This is a genomic window from Actinomadura sp. NBRC 104412, assembly GCF_030269515.1.
In the GTDB taxonomy this organism is placed as follows: Bacteria; Actinomycetota; Actinomycetes; order Streptosporangiales; family Streptosporangiaceae; genus Spirillospora.
Map to the genome: position 1 here is coordinate 233,025 of NZ_BSTM01000004.1, position 18,237 is coordinate 251,261.

The following is an 18,237-nucleotide window of genomic DNA, read 5'->3' on the forward strand; positions in this document are numbered from 1 at the left end:
CCGCCCGCTCGGTTCCGTACGGTCGGCGTCACATGCCGACTCTCAGCCGACGCGCCCCAGGATCAGCGGCTCAGGGTCGGTGGCCACCGATTCGGCTACCTCCACGGCCCCTTCCAGAGCCTCCAGGGCGCGGGGGAAACGCGATACGTCGTCCGCGTACAGCGACAGCAGCGGCTGACCCTTCGTGACCTTCTCACCGGGCTTCGCATGGCAGATGATCCCGGCCCCCGCCGACACGGGGTCTTCCTTACGTGCCCGTCCCGCTCCGAGGCGCCAGGCGGCCACCCCCACGCCGAAGGCGTCCAGACGCTTCAGAACGCCGCTGGATGGGGCGAGCACCTCGTGCGACTCACGCGCGACCGGGAGCGGCGCCAGAGGGTCACCGCCCTGGGCGCGGATCATCCGCCGCCACACGTCCATGGCGGTGCCGTCCCGGAGCGCGTCGGCGGGGTCCTTGGCGCCGGCCATCCCCGCCGCCGCCAGCATCTCGCGTCCCAGCGCGATGGTCAGTTCCACCACGTCCGGCGGGCCACCGCCCGCCAGCACCTCGACCGATTCCGCGACCTCCACCGCGTTGCCGACCGCGTTGCCGAGGGGACGGTCCATGGCGGTGAGGAGCGCGATCGTCCGCACGCCGTGGTCGTCGCCGATGGCGACCATGGTCTCGGCCAGCTCCCGCGCCGTCTCCGGCGTCTTCATGAACGCGCCGGACCCCACCTTCACGTCCAGCACCAGCGCGCCCGTGCCCTCGGCGATCTTCTTGGACATGATCGACGACGCGATCAGCGGGATCGACTCGACCGTGCCCGTGACATCGCGCAGCGCGTAGAGCTTGCGGTCGGCGGGCGCCAGCCCGCTGCCCGCGGCACAGACCACGGCACCGGCCTCCCGCAGCACGCCCAGCATCTCATCGGCGCTCAAGGAGGCCCGCCACCCAGGGATGGACTCCAGCTTGTCGAGAGTCCCGCCCGTGTGCCCGAGCCCCCGTCCGGAGAGCTGCGGGACGGCGGCGCCGCACGCCGCGACCGCCGGGGCCAGCGGCAGGGTGATCTTGTCGCCGACGCCGCCGGTGGAGTGCTTGTCGGTGGTGGGACGGTCCAGGCCGGACCAGTCCATCCGGTCACCCGAGTCGATCATGGCCTGGGTCCAGCGGGAGACCTCGGCGCGGGTCATCCCGTTGAGCAGGATCGCCATGGCCAGGGACGCCATCTGCTCCTCGGCGATCTCGCCGCGGGTGTAGGCGGCGACGGCCCAGTCGATCTGCTCGGGGGTCAGCTCGCCGCCGTCCCGCTTGGCGCGGATGACGTCGATCGCGTCCACCTAGCGGCTCCTCAGGTCGTCGGGTCCGAACGCGTCCGGCAGCACCTCGGACATGGGACGGATGCCGCTGACGGTCTCCAGCAGCATGTCCGGGCCGCCGTGCTCGTACAGAAGCTGGCGGCAGCGTCCACACGGCATCAGCGCGGCGCCGTTGCGGTCGACGACGGCGACGGCCACCAGCCGTGGACGGGACGGCGCCCCCTCCCCGTACAGCGCGCTGACGAGGCTGCACTCGGCGCACAGCCCCACACCGTAGGAGGCGTTCTCGATGTTGCACCCGGTGACGATCCGCCCGTCGCTGGTCAGGGCGGCCGCTCCCACCTGGAAGTTCGAGTACGGCGCGTACGCGCGGCCCATCGCCTCCCGGGCGGCGCTGCGCAACGCCGGCCAGTCCACCACGCTCATGAAGCCTCGCCGCGCCGGTACAGCTGGCCGTTCGCGGCGGGCATCCGCAGCCGCTGGCTGGCCAGGGCGAGGACGAGCAGCGTGGTCAGGTGCGGGGTGAACGAGACCAGCTCGCCCGGCACCGTCTCGGCGGCCATGAACCACACGAACAGCCCGGCCGCGGCCAGCACCGCCAGCGCCCCGCCCAGGTAGGCGTTGCGGATCCGCCGCCGGTCGAGGTCGGTGACGACCTGCGGGCGCAGCCGGTTGCCGCGCACGAACTGCCACACCGCGACGGCCAGGAGGATGACCGTGACGAACAGCAGCAGGGCGTGTACCGCCTCGCCGCCGCTGCGCACGTTCATCGCGTCGGTGTAGCCGAACAGCAGCGAGCCGGTGGCCATCCCGCCGGGACGCCAGTTACCGAAGATCATCGCGGCCAGGCCGATGAAGCCGCGGCCGCCGGTCTGCCCGTCCTGGTAGACCGGGGACGCCACGGTGACCAGGAACGCGCCGCCGAGCCCCGACAGCGCGCCGGAGATGATGACGGCCGCGTACTTCATCCGGTAGACGTGCACGCCGAGCGACTCGGCGGCGTACGGGTCCTCGCCACACGACCGGATCCGCAGCCCGAACGCCGTCCGCCACAGGACGAAGTAGCTCAGCGGGATCAGCAGCAGCGCCAGCAGGGTCAGCAGCGACATCCCGGTGGTGAGGCCGCGCAGGATCCCCGCCACGTCCGACACCAGGAACCAGTGGTGCCGTTCCAGCGAGCCCAGCGCGTCCGGGCTCTTCCAGCCGAAGATCTCCCCGCCGGACAGGACGGGGAAGGTCAGCGTGCCGATGGGTTCGACCGGCGGCGACTGCCGCGGCCCGCCGCCCAGCAGCTTGGCCTCGCCGGTGTTGAAGAGCAGTCCGGCCAGGAACTGGGTGAGCCCGAGCCCCAGGATGTTGATCGCCACACCGGACACGATGTGGTCGACGCCGAACGAGACGGTGGCGATCGCGTGCAGCAGGCCGCCGAGCGCGCCGCCGACTATCCCGGCCAGCACCCCGATCCACGGCCCCCACTGGTATCCGGCCCAGGCGCCGGTCCAGGTGCCGAGGATCATCATGCCTTCCAGGCCGATGTTGATGATCCCCGAGCGTTCCGACCAGAGCCCGCCCAGACCGGCCAGGAGGATCGGCACGGCGAGGCGCAGCGCCGCGCTGACCGTGCCGCTGGAGGTCACGTCGTCCGCCCCGGTGATGACCCGGACCAGCGACAGCAGCACCAGCAGCACGCCGGCGAGGATCAGGTAGTGCGGCCAGCGCACCCGCCGCCTCTTCTCGGCGGGCCTGACCTTGTTCGCGACCGCGGTGGTCACACTCACGACGACGCCCCCTTCGCGGAACCGGCCGCGCCGCCCGTCGCCGCAAGGTCGTGCCCGGTGGCGAGCTCGTCGGCGACCGTGCGCTGCTGGAGGCGGATCTCCCAGCGCCGGACCAGCTCGTAGACGATGACGACGGTCAGCACGACCACGCCCTGCATCACCCCGACGATCTCCTTGGGGACGTCGACCTCCTGGAGCACGTCGGAGGTCTGGTCGAGGAAGGCGAACAGCAGCGCGGCCAGCGCGATCCCCGCCGGATGGTTGCGGCCCAGCAGCGCCACCGTGATGCCGGTGAAGCCGAGCCCGGCCGGGAAGTTCAGGGAGTACTCGTAGGACGCGCCGAGCAGCTCGGGCATGCCGATCAGCCCGGCGACCGCGCCGGACGCCACCATCGTGATCACGATCATGCGGCGGGCGCTGACCCCGCTGGCCTGGGCCGCGGTCGGGGACAGCCCGGAGATCCTCAGGTCGAACCCGAACCGGGTGTGGTTGATGACCACCCAGAACACCACGCCGACCACGACCGCGAGGGGCAGCAGCCCGTACACCGTCCCGGGCAGGTCGGTGAGGGTGGGCGCGACGACCAGGGCGGTGACGGCGACGAACACGACGGCGCCGAGCACGCCCAGGGCGAGGGAGGGCGCCGCGCCGCCACCGTTCTCACCGGCGCCGTCGCCGCGCCGCCGGTACACCGAGTAGATGATCGCCGCGGCGCCCAGCACCAGGACGAGCGCCAGCCCGGGGCCGGAGAAGATCGCGGTCAGCGCGTCGTTGAACGGGCCGACCCGTCCCGACTCGGGGATCGGCGCGGTCGCGACGTTGTTGCTGCCCGGCCGCACCTCGGCGAGCCGGTCGTCGTTCAGCAGGTACGCGATCAGGCCGGTGGCGATCGCGTTCAGCATGATCGTGGACAGCACCTCGCTGACGCCGCGGGTCACCTTGAGCACGCCGGCGATCGCGGCCCACAGCCCGCCGATCAGCATGGCCGACAAAATCACCAGGAACTGGCCGATGGGGGCGGGCAGGGTGAGCGCGCCGCCCAGCGCCGCCGACAGCATCGCCGCGAGCCGGTACTGCCCGTCCACGCCGATGTTCAGCAGCGCCATCCGGAACCCGATGGCCACCGCCACCGCTGACAGGTAGTAGCGGGTGGCGCGGTTGAGGATGTCCACGATCGAGTTGTCGGTGGTGCCGTAGTCGATCATGGCGGTGATCGAGCTGAACGGGTCGGCGCCGGTGATCCGCAGCAGCGCCATCGTGATCAGCAGCGAGATCAGCAGGGCCAGCACCGGCGCGCCGACGCGCAGGCCGAGCCCGCTCGGGCCCAGCCCCCGCAGGATCGCCTTCCACGCCGGGACGTCCGCGCCGGGAGGTCCGGGCGGGACCGGCGGCTCCGGCGGACCGGGCGGCGCCTTCTCCACGACGCCGCTCATGAGGCGGCCCCGTTCTCGGCGCCGGTCATGGCCGAGCCCAGTTCCTCGGGGGTGACCGTGCCCGGATCGACCTGGGCGACCAGCCGGCCGCGCAGGATCACGTGCAGGGTGTCGGACATTCCGATGAGTTCCTCGAGGTCGGCGCTGATCAGCAGGACGGCCAGGCCGGCGGCGCGGGCCTGGCGCAGGTACTCCCAGATGGCGGCCTGGGCGCCGACGTCGATGCCGCGGGTGGGATGGGCGGCGATCAGCAGGTGCGGGTCGCCGGACATCTCCCGGCCCACGATCAGCTTCTGCTGGTTGCCGCCCGACAGCGCGGCGGCGGGGACGTCGATCCCGGGGGTGCGCACGTCGTACTCGCGCACGATGCGCATGGTGTCGCGGCGCGCGCCGCGCCGGTCCACCCAGGGGCCGCGGACGTTGGGACGCCGGGTCTGGTGGCCCAGCATCCGGTTCTCCCAGAGCGTGCCTTCGAGGATGAGCCCGTGCCGGTGCCGGTCCTCGGGGATGTAGGCGATCCCGGCCTCGCGGCGGCGCCGGGTGGGCCAGTGGGTGATGTCCTCGCCGCCGTAGGAGATGGTCCCGGCGTCGGCGTGCCGGATCCCCATGATCGTCTCGATCAGCTCACCCTGGCCGTTGCCCTCCACCCCGGCCAGGCCGACGATCTCGCCGCGTCTGATCCGCAGCGACACCCCGTCCACCACGGGACGGCCCTCGGGGGTGAGCACGGTCAGCCCGTCCACCTGGAGCTGCACGTCCTCGGTGACCGTGGACGTGCGCAGCTCGGGCGTGGGCAGCTCGGAACCGACCATCAGCTCGGCCAGCCGCCGCGAGGTCGTCTCGCGCGGGTCCAGGCCGGTCGCGACGGTGGTGCCGCGGCGCAGCACCGAGATCCGGTCGGCCACCGACAGCACCTCGTCCAGCTTGTGCGAGATGAACAGCACGGTCAGGCCCTCGGCGCGCAGCTCGCGCAGGTTGCCGAACAGCTCGTCGACCTCCTGCGGGACGAGCACGGCGGTGGGCTCGTCCAGGATCAGCACCTTCGCGCCCCGGTAGAGCACCTTGAGGATCTCCACCCGCTGCCGGTCGCCCACGCCCAGCGACTCCACCAGCACGTCCGGGTCCACCCGCAGCCCGTACTGCTCGGACATCGTCTTGATCTTCTCGCGGGCGGCGGCGAAGTCGATCCGGCCGCGGCGCCGGGGCTCGGCGCCCAGGATCACGTTCTCCAGGACGGTCAGGTTGTCGGCCAGCTTGAAGTGCTGGTGCACCATGCCGATGCCGCGCGCGATCGCGTCGGCCGGGGTGCGCAGCGTCACCCGCTCGCCGTCGATCTCGATGGTGCCCTCGTCCGGCCGCTGCATCCCGTACAGGATCTTCATCAGCGTGGACTTGCCGGCGCCGTTCTCACCGCACAGCGCGTGCACCTCACCACGCTCGATGGTCAGGTCGATGTCCCTGTTGGCCACCACGCCGGGGAACCGCTTGGTGATCGAGGTGAGCCGCACGGCCGGTGTGGCGGGCGCCGTGGGCGTGGTGGACGCCTGGGGGCGCTCCTCCCGCGGCCCGTCCGCGGGGAGATCGTCAGGCACGCGTGCCCCTTCTGATCGCTGGTCGGCCCGCCCGCCGTCCGGCGCGGGCGGGCCACGGTGCGCTTCGGCGCGGCGCGGGCGCGCCGCGGATCGGCGCCGGTGGCGGCCCGTCACGGGCGGGCCGCCCCGGCGCGTCAGGACCCGCCGGTCAGGGCTTGACCGGCACCGTGATCTTGCCGGACTTGATGTCGGTCGCGTAGGCGTCCAGCTTGGCCTTGATGTCGTCGAGCTGGCCGCCGGAGGTGGCGTAGCCCACCCCGTCGTTGGTCAGGTCGTACTTCTTGGTGCCGGGCTTGAACGTGTTGTTGGCGACCGAGTTGACGAAGTCGAAGACCGCCACGTCCACCCGCTTCACCATCGAGGTCAGGATGTGGTCCTTGACGTCGGCGACGGCGGGCTGGTTGTACTGGTCGGAGTCGACCCCGATCGCCCACTTGCCGGCCGCGCCCACGGTCTTGATGACACCGATCCCGGCGCCGCCCGCGGCGTGGTAGATCACGTCCGCGCCGGCGTCGAGCTGGCCCTTGGCGGCCTCGTTGCCCAGGGCCGGGTTCTTGAAGCCGTCGAAGTTCGGCGGCTGGGTCAGGTACTTGGCCGGGACGATCTTGATGTCCGGGCGGGCGGCCTTCGCGCCCGCCTCGTACCCGGCCTGGAACTTGTGGATCAGCGGCACGTTCACGCCGCCGATGAAGCCGATGGTGCCGGTCTTGGACTTCAGCGCCGCCGCCGCGCCCACGAGGTAGGAGCCCTGCTCCTCGGAGAAGCAGGCGCCCATGACGTTGTTGCCCTCCACCTTGCACTGGTCGGCGTCGACGACCAGGAACTTGGTGTTCGGGAAGTCCTTGGCGACCTTGATGATGGAGTTGGTGTAGGCGAAGCCCACGCCGATCACCGGGTTGTAGCCGCGGTTGGCCAGCAGGCGCAGCCGGGACTCCTTGTCGGCGTCGGGCTCGTCGGGCTTGGCCGAGATCTCCTCGGTGGTGATGTTCAGGTCCTTCTTCACCCGGTCCAGGCCCGCCGCGGCCGAGTCGTTGAACGACTGGTCGCCGCGCCCGCCGATGTCGAAGGCCAGCCCCACCTTCAGGGTCTTCTTGTCGCCCTCTCCCCCGCTGGAGGCTTCCTTGCCACCGCACGCGGCAGCACTGAGCAGCAGCGCTGCGCCCGTCACGGTGACGAGCGACATCTTCATTCCACGGCGCAAGACAGCGCTCCTTCCGTTCCCCATGAAATCGATCGGACGCTACCCCGCAAATCAGGTAAAAAGGCACGCGTGCACCGTTTCGCAATGCGTCCGTTACCAAGGTGTGGACCTAGATCGCCCAGGTCAGGGCGGTGGACGCGGGGGAACGGAAGGGGCTGCGCGGGCCTTTGATCGCCCATTGCGGTGTCCGTTCGGTGGGGGGACGGGTGCGGGTCAGGCCAGGGCGGCGCCCTCGACGGGCTCGGCCTCGCCGGACCGGCCGCCGCCCCAGAGCGCGTTGAGGGCGGTGGCGGTCAGCACCCGGACGCCGACGGCGATGCAGCTCTCGTCCACGTCGAAGTCGCCGCGGTGCAGGTCGTACTCGCCCGCGGAGCCGGGGGTGCGGACGCCCAGCCTGGCCAGCGCGCCGGGGATCGACTCCAGGTACCAGCCGAAGTCCTCGCCGCCCAGGCTCTGCGGCGTGGGGACGGCGGCGTCCTCGTCCAGCACCTGCGCCGCCGCGTCCCGGAACATCTGGACGCTGGCGGCCTCGTTCACGGTCGGGGGGACGCCCCGCACGTACTCCAGCGACGCCTCCACGTCGTAGGCCGCCGCCACCGACTGGAGCAGCGACTTCATCATCTCGGGCGCCCGGTGCCACGCCTCGTCGTCCAGGCAGCGGACGGTGCCCTCGGCGATGCCGTCGTCGGGGATGGCGTTGGCCACCGAGCCGGCCGACACCCGCCCCCACACCAGCGACAGGCTGGAGCGCGGGTCGACCCGCCGGGACAGCGCGGACGGCAGCTCGGTCACGATCTTGGCGAGCGCGTACACCAGGTCCGCGGTCAGGTGCGGGCGGGCGGTGTGGCCGCCGGGCCCGGTCACCTTCACGTACACCTTGTCGCAGGCCGCGGTGATCGGGCCGGTGCGCAGGCCGAGCTGCCCGACCTCGATGCGCGGGTCGCAGTGCAGCGCGAAGGCCCGGTCGACCCCGCAGATGCCGCCGGCCGCCATCACGTCCAGCGCGCCGCCCGGGGTCTCCTCGGCGGGCTGGAACAGCAGCCGCACCCGGCCGGGCAGCAGCCCCGCCGCGGCCTGCTGCGCCAGGAACAGCCCCGCGCCGAGCACCATCGTGGTGTGCACGTCGTGCCCGCAGGCGTGGGCGACGCCCGGCACGGTCGAGCGGTACGGGACGCCGGACTTCTCGTCCTGGAGCGGCAGCGCGTCGATGTCGGCGCGCAGCGCGATGGTCGGGCCGTCCTCGGGCCCGATGTCGCAGATCAGGCCGGTGCCCCGGGGCAGCACCCGGGGGTCGAGCCCGGCCTCGGTGAGGCGTTCGGCGATCCGCTTGGTGGTGCGGTACTCGGCGTAGCCGAGCTCGGGGTGCATGTGAAGATCGCGGCGGAACTCGATCAGCGCGCTCTCCTGCCGGGACAGGAACGCGTCGAGCTGGAGCTGCAGCGCGGCGCCGCCCAGGCCGGCGGCTTCGCCGCGCTCCGGGCGCTCCGGTGGTTCAAGCCCGGGCATCACCCCGGGTCCCGTTCGGGTCATCTGCGTCCCCTGCGCCGGGGCGGCGCCCGGAGGCGTCCGCCCGCTGGTCTGTTCGGTGCGGTCCCCGTCACCCTCCGGTGGTGGTCCCGCGGGTTCGGGCTCCTCAGCTCGCGGCACCTGCCACCTCCCCGAGAGTGACGAACCTGTCCTGCGCCAACTCCATGATCGCCGCGTCCACCATGTCGGTCACGGTGCCGCCCTCGGCACGGATCGCGCGCTGCCGTTCGTAGGGCGCCCCGTGCTCCAGGACCTCCCCGGCGACCTTCAGCTCCTCCGCGCAGCCGAGCCGGTCGGCCACCGGTTCGAGCTCGCGGATCAGCTCGTAGAGGTCGTCGCGGAGCGGGGCGGTGGCGCCAGCGTCGTCGGTGATGACGATGGCGTCAAGCCCGTACCTGGTGGCGCGCCACTTGTTGTCGCGCACCACCCAGGCCGCCGGACGCGGCAGCGTGTAACCACGGTCCAGCTGCTGCTCGAAGAGCGTGACCAGGCTTTGGCAGAGCGCCGCGGCCATGCCCAGCTCGCGGGGTGTGGGGATCCCGTCGAACATCCGGATCTCGACGGTGCCGAAATCGGGATGCGGGCGGATGTCCCACCACACCTCCTTGATGCTCCGGATGGTACCCGCACGCAGCAAGGTATCCATGTAATCCTCGAAGGCCGCCCAGTCGTCCAGGAGGTGGGGCGGACCGGCGGTGGGAAGCTGGCCGAACACCACGGCCCGGCTGGAGGCCAGGCCGGTGTCGTGACCGCTCCAGTACGGGCTCGACGCGGTGAGGGCGAGGAAGTGCGGCAGGTAGCACGACAGCGCGTTGACGATCGGGATCGCCTTGTCGACGTCGCTCACGCCCACGTGGACGTGGACGCCGAACGTCTGGATGCGGCGGGCCAGCCACTGCATCTCCTCGATGAGGTCGGCGTAGCGCTGCACCGGGGCCATGACCGCGTCCCGCCAGTCGCTGATCGGGTGGGTGCCGGTGCAGGCCAGCGTGATGCCGCGCTCGGCGGCCGCGGCGCGCAGCTCGGCGACCGTGGCGGCCAGGTCGTCCTTGGCCTCCCCGACCGTCTGGCAGATATCGGTCACGATCTCGACCGTGGACTCCATCAGCTCGTGCCGGATCTTGGGGATGTCGCCGCCCTCGCTGAGCATGGGCAGGGAGGCCAGCACCTCGCGGGCGTCCTGGCGCAGTTGCCGGGTCTCGGCGTCCACGAGTTGGAGCTCCCACTCCACGCCCAGCGTCGCGCCACGCGACGGGTTGAAGTCAATGGCCACGGCCCAACCTCCGTCCACAATCCTCGCAGGTCGCTGCGTGGCACGTGGCGCATTTCAACCAGCGGGCACCCAAGCCTGGACTAGACCGTTTCCAGGCCCCGGCTACCCCTCTCATGATGGCGCCCCGTGCCCCCCGCCCATCGGAAAACCATGCCCTATGGGGATCATTTGACTCATCCGGGCGGGCACTGATCACACAGTGTCATTCTTTTCGGTCACCATATGGTCAACCCGGCATGACTCGATCGCACTAGTCAGGCCGTCCGGAACCCCGTCGAGCGCGACCCCGATGAACACAGTGGGTGACGGGCGAATATCGGACGGTATCCGGGGCACGATCGGGTCATGACCGGAACCGGCGGACATCCAGCCCGGCGCACCGTCCCGGCCATGCGCCGCATTCGTCCGAACTATCCAAGTTATTCCGCTATCACACTAAAGAGCGCTCAAGAGCAACAACTGACTGTTCTATCGGAAAGATGTTGTTCCGCTACCGTCGCCGAGTCTTCTACTCTTCTGAGGTCACGAGCGATGAGCGGGGCGACCGTAACGGCGTGGGTTCTCAGAAGGGGCGGCACAGGCTTGCGAGGACGGCCACTTCGACATCGTCGGGCATCGGACACGGCAGGGAACGCGAGGACGCCGGGCACGGCGCGCGCACGGCGCGGTGCCGCCGCGCTGGCCGTTCCACTGATCACCGGATCGCTGCTCACCCCGCTCGCACCGCCCGCGGCGGCGGACCCGGGCCGACCCGAGGAACCGGTCGGCGGACCGCGGCTCGGCGGCAGAGGCGTGATCGTCGACCGGAGCGAGGGGGCGCCGGCCGCACCCAAGATCGGCGCGGCCTCGTACCTGATCGCCGACGCCGACACCGGCGATGTGCTGGCCGCCAAGGACCCGCACGGCCACTATCTGCCCGCGAGCACCATCAAGACGCTCACGGCGCTGACGCTCGTCCCCAAGCTGAACCCGAACGCGCTGGTACGCCCGACGCAGGAGACCTGCGACGTCGAGGGCACCAAGGTCGGCATGACCCCGAAGATGCAGTACAAGGTCTCCGACCTGTTCTACGCCCTGATGATGATGTCGGCCAACGACGCCGCGCTGGGGCTCGCGCAGGCCAACGGGGGCGTCGAGAAGACGCTCGCGGACATGAACGCCGAGGCCAGGCGGATCAACGCGCATGACACGCTGGCCGGCTCGCCCAACGGGCTGGACACCGACCTGGGGCTGACCGTCAAGACGCAGCACACCTCGGCCTACGACCTGGCCCTGATCCTGCGGGAGGGGCTGAAGAACCCCAGCTTCCGCAAGTACGTGGAGACCGTCGACCACCGGTTCCCCGCGCCGCCCACCAAGAAGCAGCGGAAGGCGGGCAAGAAGGTCGGCGGCTATCCGATCCACACCCACAACCGGATGCTGCCGGGCCAGTCCCAGGAGTACAAGGGCATGATCGGCGGCAAGAACGGCTACACGGTCGCGTCCAAGCAGACCTTCGTGGCGGCGGCCCGCCGCGGCGGCCACACCATCGTGATCTCGCTGATGAAGGCCGACCAGCAGCCCTCGGTGCTCGCCAAGGAGCTGCTGGACTGGGGGTTCGCGGCGCGTGGCAAGGTCAAGCCGGTCGGCACGCTGGTGCAGCCGGTCGACGCGCAGGCCCGGCAGAAGAAGAAGGCCGTCGGCGACAACGCGCCGCTGCCGTCCAAGGCGGGCGACGACGACGGCTTGATGGGCGACTGGGCGGTGCCGGCGACAGGAGGGGCCATCGCGGCCGTGGTCGCAGGCTGGGCCGGTTTCCTGGCGATCCGCCGCCGCAGGGTCGCGGCCGAGTTCCGCAGGGGCATGAACCAGCCGGCGAACCTGACCGGCGCGTCCGCCGCGCCCGCCGCGTCCCGCTGGTCGGACGAGCTGGACGACAGGGACGCGTGAGCCGCCGGGCGCCGTGAGCCCTCGGGAGCCGTGAGCCGGCGGGAGCCGTGAGCCGCGGGGCTCAGCCGCACCGGGCTTTGGCCCGCAGGCGCGTGGACGCCGGAGCGTCGTCGGGAACGTCCGCCTCCAGCACCGCCCTGCGGGTCGCGGTCCAGGCCGCCACCAGCAGCAGGAACCGCGACACCACGTTGATCCAGATCATCAGCCCGACCAGCACGGCGAACGACGCGTACACCGGGTTGCGGGTGGTGTTGCCGAGCAGCAGCGCGGCGAGCTGCTTCAGCAGCTCGAAGCCGAGGGCGCCGGCCAGCGCGCCGCGGGAGATCGTCCGCCACGGCGCCCCGGTGCCCGACAGCCGGCTGAACAGCACCAGGAACACCACGGCGTCGAAGAAGATCGCCATGCCCAGGGACAGCAGGCGCAGCGCGGCGCCCGCCCCGGTCACCTCGTCCAGCCCCAGCCATTCCAGCACGGTGTGGCTGGCCGAGGTGGTGAGGGTGGTCACCGCCATCCCGGTGATCAGCATCGCGCCGAGGAAGGCCAGCACCCCGCCGTCCCACAGCCTGGCCACCAGGAAGCCGCCCTCGGGGCGCGGGCGGTCCCAGATGTCGTGCAGCGCCTCGCGCAGCACCTGCACGCAGCCGAGCCCGGTGAACAGCAGCCCGGCCAGGCCGATGAGCCCGGCCGCGGTCTTGGACCGGGCGATCCGCTCCACGTCGAGCTGCTCCGACAACCCGGGCAGCAGCGTGCCGACCGCCTCGACGAACAGCCTCCTGGCCTCGTCGCTGACCCCGACCAGATAGCCCAGCAGCGCGTACGCCAGCGCCAGCAGCGGGAAGAACGACAGGAACCCGTAGCAGGTCAGCGCGGCGGCCAGCCGGTCGCCCCGCTTGTCCTGGTAGCGGCGGTACGCGCGGACGAGATGGTCGAGCCAGGACCACCGCCGGCGCCAGGACCGCAGCAGGGCCGTCCCCGACCTCCGCGAGGACCGCGCCTTGCCCCACGCCCTGTTGATCAACCGCCGCATGCCCGTTCCGTACCCCCCTCCTGACGAACCAAGCGGCGGTCGCCCTCCGGCCCGGCCGCCGGACGGAGGGCGGTCAGCCCGTCGCGGTGGCGTCCGCGGGCGGTGCCGCCGGCGGGACGGACGCGAAGGCGAAGTGGCGGCGCGGGCGCCAGACGCCGTCCGCGCCGTGCTCGTACAGCGAGAAGCCGCGCACCTCGAAGGACGCCTCGTATCCGGACAGGTCCTTGTAGGCGCGGTCCATGACCTCCTCGGGGAGGTGGTGCGCCACCGTGACGTGCGGGTGGTAAGGGAACTCCAGCTCACGCGCCAGCGGCCCGGACATCACCCGCCGCTGGAGCCGTTCGCAGTCGGCGATGCCCTCGGCCAGCGCGATGAACACCACCGGCGAGACGGGCCGGAACGTCGCGGTGCCGCGCAGCCTGATCGTGAACGGGCGTTCCGAGCGGGCCACGCCGCGCAGGTGGTCCTCGACGCGGGTCAGCGCGCCGGGATCGGACGGCACCTCGGTCGGGGGCAGCAGCGTGATGTGGGTGGGGATGGCGTACGCCATGGGGTCGCCGAGCGCCGCCCGGATGCGCTGCAACCGGCTGCCGTGCGGATCGGGGATCGGGATCGCGACGCCGATCGTCCGCGTGGGCTCGGCGCCGCGCCGCAGCGCGGTCGTCCACCCTCCCCGGACGGGCTCGCCGTCACCGTCGGGCGCGTCCCCCCGGACGCCCGGGGCCGCGCCGCCGGCGGGACCGCTCACAGCGAGGCCGCTAGCGATCGAGCGCGCGTCCCGCGAATCCCACCCTGTCACGCACCACCTCCATGGTCCGCCGGGCCACCGCTGCCGCCCTGCCGGCGCCGTCCGCCAGGATGCGGTCCAGGCCGTCCTGGTCGTCCAGCAGCTTGAGCGTCCGCTCGCGGATCGGGGTGAAGGTGTCCACCACCAGTGCCGCCAGGTCCTTCTTGAACCGGCCGTAGCCCGAGCCCTCGTACCGGCGCTCCAGGTCCGCGATCGGCACGCCCTCCATCGCCGAGTAGATCCGCAGCAGGTTGGCGATGCCCGCCTTGCCCTCCTCGTCGAACCGCACCTCGGTGCCCGTGTCTGTGACCGCGCGCATGATCTTCTTGCGCATGGGGCCGGGCTCCTCCAGCACGTCGATGATGCCCTGGGGGGACGAGGCCGACTTGCTCATCTTGGCCGTCGGCTCCTGCAGGTCGGTGATCTTGGCGGCGCCCTCGGGGATGTGGGCCTCGGGGAGCACGAAGGTGTCGCCGAAACGGTGGTTGAAACGCTGGGCCAGCGTGCGGGTGAGCTCCAGGTGCTGTCGCTGGTCCTCGCCCACCGGCACCCGGAGGGAACGCTCGCCGGGGCCGGGCTCGGGGCTGTAGAGCAGGATGTCGGCGGCCTGAAGGACCGGGTAGGTGAACAGGCCGACGGTGGTGCCGGTGGCGCCCTGCTTGGCCGACTTGTCCTTGAACTGGGTCATCCGGCCGGCCTCGCCGAACCCGGTGAGGCAGCCCAGCACCCAGGCGAGCTCGGTGTGCTCGGGCACCTGGCTCTGCACGAAGATGGTCGCCCGATCGGGGTCGAGGCCCATCGCCAGCAACTGGGCGGCGGCGACCCTGGTGCGGCGCCGCAGCGCCTCGGGATCGTGCCGCACGGTGATCGCGTGCAGGTCGACCACGCAGTAGAAGGCGTCGTGGGTGTCCTGGAGCGCGACCCACTGTCGGAGCGCGCCCAGGTAGTTGCCGAGGTGGAAGGAGTCGGCGGTCGGCTGGATCCCGGACAGCACGCGCGGCCTCACCCTGCCGGTGGCTCCGGGACCGCCGCTCTGGTCGGACGCTTCGGACATGTGCACGGATAGATTCTCTCAGGCCCGCTTCGGTGCGATGTCACCGGCCGGGGCCTGCGGCTGGTGCGGCCGCTGCCCCGAGACGGGCTGCCGCGGCACCGCCGCCTGCGAGGGGGCCTGGGACGGGGCCTGCGAGGAGGCATGAGCCTGGGCCTGGGTCGCCGGATGCGGGGTCGGCGCCGGGACGACGCGCACCCTCGCCACCCGGCGCCCGTCCATCCGGACGACCGACAGGCGGCACCCGGCGGTCTCCACGACGTCACCGGCGGCCGGGATCCGGCCGAGCGCGGCCATGATGTGGCCCGCGACCGTCTCGTAGGGGCCCGGGGGCAGCCGCACTCCGGTCTCGGCGGCGAAGTCGTCGAGGTTCAGCAGACCTTCCACCTCGACCACCCCGCCGTGCAGGCGCCGCGCCTGCGGGTCCTGCACGTCGTACTCGTCGCGGATGTCGCCGATGAGCTCCTCGACCAGGTCCTCCAGGGTGACGATCCCCGCGGTGCCGCCGTACTCGTCCATGACGATGGCCAGGTGGTGGCCCGCGCGGCGCATCTCCGTGAGCACCGGCAGCACCCGCCGGGTGGCGGGCAGGTACGGGACGGGACGCACCAGGTCGCCCACCGGCACGCCGGGGTCGTCCGCCGTCACGGCGCCGATGAGCAGGTCCCGGATGTGCACGAACCCGATCACCTCGTCGTGCGAGCCCCGGTGGACGGGGAAGCGGGAGTGCGGGCTGTCGGCGGCGATCCGGGCGGCGGCGTCCAGCGGCAGCGCCGCGTCCAGGAACACCACCTCGGTGCGCGGCACCAGCACCTCGCGCAGCGGGCGCTCGCCCGCGGCGAAGACCTCCTCGATCAGGGCCCGCTCGTCGGCGCCCAGCCGGCTGTTGCCCGCGACGAGGGCCCGCACCCGTTCCGCGGTCACCTCCTCGCGGAGCGCGCGGGGGTCGCCTCCGGTCAGGCGGACCATCAGGTCGGTGGACCGGGTCATCAGCCACACCAGCGGGCGCCAGACTCGCCGGGTCGGTCGTTCCATGGCCGAGGTCGCTCTCTCCTCAGGGCCGCCGGGCGGCGAACTGCCAGGTTACCGGTTCGGCCGTCCCCTCCAAGGCCAGCCGCTAGCCTGGACGGGTCCCGGCGCAAGCCCTCGGGGTCGTCCGTGCCCCGCGCCGGCGGCGTCAAGCGTCCAGGAGGTCCTTCGTGAAGTTGCTCGTCACCGGCGGCGCCGGTTACGTCGGCAGCGTCGTCACCGCCCAGTTGCTGGAGGCCGGGCACGAGGTGGTGGTGCTGGACGACCTGTCCACCGGGAACGCCGACGCGGTGCCCGCCCGAGCGCGGCTGGTGACCGGCACGCTCCGCGACGCGGCGGACGGCGTGCTGGCGGGCGGCGGCTTCGACGCGGTGCTGCATTTCGCGGCCATGTCGCTGGTCGGCGAGTCGATGCAGAAGCCGGGCCTGTACTGGGACAGGAACCTGGGCGAGTCGCTGGCCCTGCTGGAGGCGATGCGGGCCGCCGGAGTACGCAGGATCGTCTTCTCGTCCACGGCGGCGACGTACGGGGAGCCGGAGTCCACCCCGATCCTGGAGACCGACCCGACCCGCCCGACCAACCCCTACGGGGCGTCCAAGCTGGCCATCGACACCGCGCTCGCCGAGTACGCGCGCCTGCACGGGATCGGCGGCATCTCGCTGCGCTACTTCAACGTCGCGGGCGCCCGGCTGCCCGAGGACGGGGACGCCCCGGGGCAGGGCGAGCGGCACGCCGTGGAGACCCATCTGATCCCCAACGTGCTGAAGGTCGCGCTGGGCGAGAAGGACAGGGTCACCGTGTTCGGCGAGGACTACCCCACGCCCGACGGCACCTGCGTCCGCGACTACATCCACGTCGTCGACCTGGGCATGGCGCACCTGCTGGCGCTGGACGCCTGCCGGCCCGGCGTCCACGAGATCTTCAACCTGGGCAACGGCAACGGCTCGTCCGTCCGGGAGGTCATCGAGGTGTGCAGGGAGGTGACCGGGCACCCGATCCCGGCCGAGGTCAGCCCGCGCCGGGCCGGCGACCCCGCGGTGCTGGTGGCGTCCGCCGAGAAGATCAAGTCGACGCTGGGCTGGAAGCCGGAGCGCGATCTGCGCGCGATGGTCGCGGACGCCTGGGCGTTCATCCAGCACCGCCGATGATGATCAGTGCGCTGGAGGCCGCGTTCGCGGAGGCGTACCGGCGGGACGCCGAGGGCGTCTGGCACGCCCCGGGCCGGGTCAACCTGATCGGCGAGCACACCGACTACAACGACGGTCTCGTCCTGCCGTTCGCGCTGCCGCGCGGCGTCGGCGTGGCGGCGGCCCGGCGGGACGACGGAGTGCTGGAGCTCAAGTCGTTGCAGGCTGCCGACCAGGGCGCGACCGTCGACCTCGGGCGGAGCCGCGGGCCGGGAACGATCCGCTCGTGGGCGGCCTACCCGTTCGGGGTGGCCGACCTGCTGCGGCCGTTGGGGATCGGCGGGGCCTCGCTGCTGTTCGACTCCGATCTTCCGCAGGGCGCCGGGCTGTCGTCCTCGGCCGCGCTGGAATGCGCGACCGCGCTGGCCCTGTGCGAGCTGTACGGGGTCGAGCCGGACAGGCGCGAGCTGGCACGGCTGGCGCAGCGGGCCGAGAACGAGTACGCGGGCGTCCCCTGCGGGATCATGGACCAGTCGGCGTCGCTGCTGTGCACCGAGGGGCACGCGCTGCTGCTCGACTGCCGCACCGGGCTGTCCTCGCAGGTGCCGCTCGACCTGCCCGGCAAGGACCTCACCCTGCTGGTGATCGACACCCGGGCCCGGCACGTCCTCGGCGACGGCGACTACGGGCGGCGCCGCGCCGAATGCGAGCGCGCCGCCACGCTGCTGGGCGTCCCGGCTCTGCGGGACGTGAAGGACCTGGGCGCCGCGCTGTCCCGGCTGGACGACCCCGCTCTGCGCCGCCGCGTCCAGCACGTGGTCACCGAGAACCACCGGGTCGAGGCGACGGCCGGGCTGCTGCGCGCCGGGGCGGAGCAGGAGCTGGGCGCGCTGCTGACGGCCTCCCACCTGTCCCTGCGCGACCAGTACGAGATCTCCTGGCCGGAGGCCGACCTGGCCCTGGAGGCCGCGCTGCGGGCCGGGGCCCGCGGCGGGCGCATGGTCGGCGGCGGGTTCGGCGGCTCGGTGATCGTCCTGACCGCCACCGGCCGGGCCGGGTCCGTCCGGGACGCGATCACGGCCGCGTACCGGGAACGCGACCTGGCCGAACCCGCGTTCCTTGAGGCGACACCGTCCGCCGGGGCGCGGCGCATCTCGATGGACGGCGGGCTTCCCCGCTAGCGG

15 protein-coding genes are annotated in these 18,237 nt (G+C 72.2%); 3 read left to right on the forward strand and 12 right to left on the reverse strand.

Annotated features, from left to right (window positions below):
• Positions 1–42: 42 nt before the first annotated feature.
• The 8 genes from QSK21_RS07230 to QSK21_RS07265 all read right to left on the reverse strand — a co-directional run bounded on the left by QSK21_RS07230 (position 43) and on the right by QSK21_RS07265 (position 10,103).
• Positions 43–1,320, reverse strand: a complete 1,278-nt coding sequence (locus QSK21_RS07230; protein ID WP_285694526.1) for a thymidine phosphorylase — start codon at positions 1,318–1,320, stop codon at positions 43–45.
• Entirely contained in the window at positions 1,321–1,725 is a 405-nt protein-coding gene (locus QSK21_RS07235) for a cytidine deaminase (protein ID WP_285694527.1), read from the reverse strand.
• Entirely contained in the window at positions 1,722–3,077 is a 1,356-nt protein-coding gene (locus QSK21_RS07240) for an ABC transporter permease (RefSeq protein ID WP_285694528.1), read from the reverse strand. Before QSK21_RS07240 ends, QSK21_RS07235 begins: the two co-directional genes overlap by 4 nt.
• On the reverse strand, positions 3,074–4,510 hold the full coding sequence (locus QSK21_RS07245; protein WP_285694530.1) for an ABC transporter permease: 1,437 nt from the start codon (positions 4,508–4,510) through the stop codon (positions 3,074–3,076). The genes QSK21_RS07240 and QSK21_RS07245 overlap by 4 nt, the downstream gene beginning before the upstream one ends.
• Positions 4,507–6,018 carry an ABC transporter ATP-binding protein gene (locus QSK21_RS07250; protein ID WP_285694697.1) on the reverse strand — a complete coding sequence of 504 codons (1,512 nt, stop codon included), beginning with the start codon at positions 6,016–6,018 and terminating at the stop codon, positions 4,507–4,509. Before QSK21_RS07250 ends, QSK21_RS07245 begins: the two co-directional genes overlap by 4 nt.
• Positions 6,019–6,250: 232 nt before the next feature.
• Entirely contained in the window at positions 6,251–7,303 is a 1,053-nt protein-coding gene (locus QSK21_RS07255; RefSeq protein ID WP_285694532.1) for a BMP family lipoprotein, read from the reverse strand.
• A gap of 213 nt (positions 7,304–7,516) precedes the next feature.
• A complete protein-coding gene (locus tag QSK21_RS07260) occupies positions 7,517–8,809 on the reverse strand; it encodes a M20 family metallopeptidase (RefSeq protein WP_502871527.1) in 1,293 nt (430 codons plus the stop codon).
• Between the two features lie 127 nt (positions 8,810–8,936).
• On the reverse strand, positions 8,937–10,103 hold the full coding sequence (locus QSK21_RS07265) for a glutamate--cysteine ligase (RefSeq protein ID WP_285694533.1): 1,167 nt from the start codon (positions 10,101–10,103) through the stop codon (positions 8,937–8,939).
• Between the two features lie 792 nt (positions 10,104–10,895).
• On the opposite strand from QSK21_RS07265, the gene QSK21_RS07270 reads away from it, so the two are divergent.
• Positions 10,896–12,032, forward strand: coding sequence for a D-alanyl-D-alanine carboxypeptidase family protein (locus QSK21_RS07270; protein WP_285694534.1), 1,137 nt, complete (start codon positions 10,896–10,898; stop codon positions 12,030–12,032).
• A gap of 61 nt (positions 12,033–12,093) precedes the next feature.
• Here QSK21_RS07270 and QSK21_RS07275 read toward each other — a convergent pair whose 3' ends face one another.
• The 4 genes from QSK21_RS07275 to QSK21_RS07290 form a co-directional block, all read right to left on the reverse strand.
• Entirely contained in the window at positions 12,094–13,059 is a 966-nt protein-coding gene (locus QSK21_RS07275; RefSeq protein ID WP_285694535.1) for a YihY/virulence factor BrkB family protein, read from the reverse strand.
• A gap of 73 nt (positions 13,060–13,132) precedes the next feature.
• A complete protein-coding gene (locus QSK21_RS07280) occupies positions 13,133–13,807 on the reverse strand; it encodes a 2'-5' RNA ligase family protein (RefSeq protein WP_285694537.1) in 675 nt (224 codons plus the stop codon).
• 10 nt (positions 13,808–13,817) lie between these two features.
• The gene (gene trpS / locus QSK21_RS07285; RefSeq protein ID WP_285694699.1) at positions 13,818–14,900 is read right to left on the reverse strand and encodes a tryptophan--tRNA ligase; all 1,083 of its coding nucleotides are present in this window, start codon (positions 14,898–14,900) and stop codon (positions 13,818–13,820) included.
• 18 nt (positions 14,901–14,918) lie between these two features.
• Entirely contained in the window at positions 14,919–15,932 is a 1,014-nt protein-coding gene (locus tag QSK21_RS07290; RefSeq protein ID WP_285694539.1) for a hemolysin family protein, read from the reverse strand.
• A gap of 164 nt (positions 15,933–16,096) precedes the next feature.
• On the opposite strand from QSK21_RS07290, the gene galE reads away from it, so the two are divergent.
• Positions 16,097–17,074 (forward strand): UDP-glucose 4-epimerase GalE, encoded by a 978-nt coding sequence (gene galE / locus QSK21_RS07295; RefSeq protein ID WP_285694540.1) that lies wholly within the window; start codon positions 16,097–16,099, stop codon positions 17,072–17,074.
• On the forward strand, positions 17,071–18,234 hold the full coding sequence (galK, locus tag QSK21_RS07300) for a galactokinase (protein ID WP_285694542.1): 1,164 nt from the start codon (positions 17,071–17,073) through the stop codon (positions 18,232–18,234). Before galE ends, galK begins: the two co-directional genes overlap by 4 nt.
• Positions 18,235–18,237: the final 3 nt, after the last annotated feature.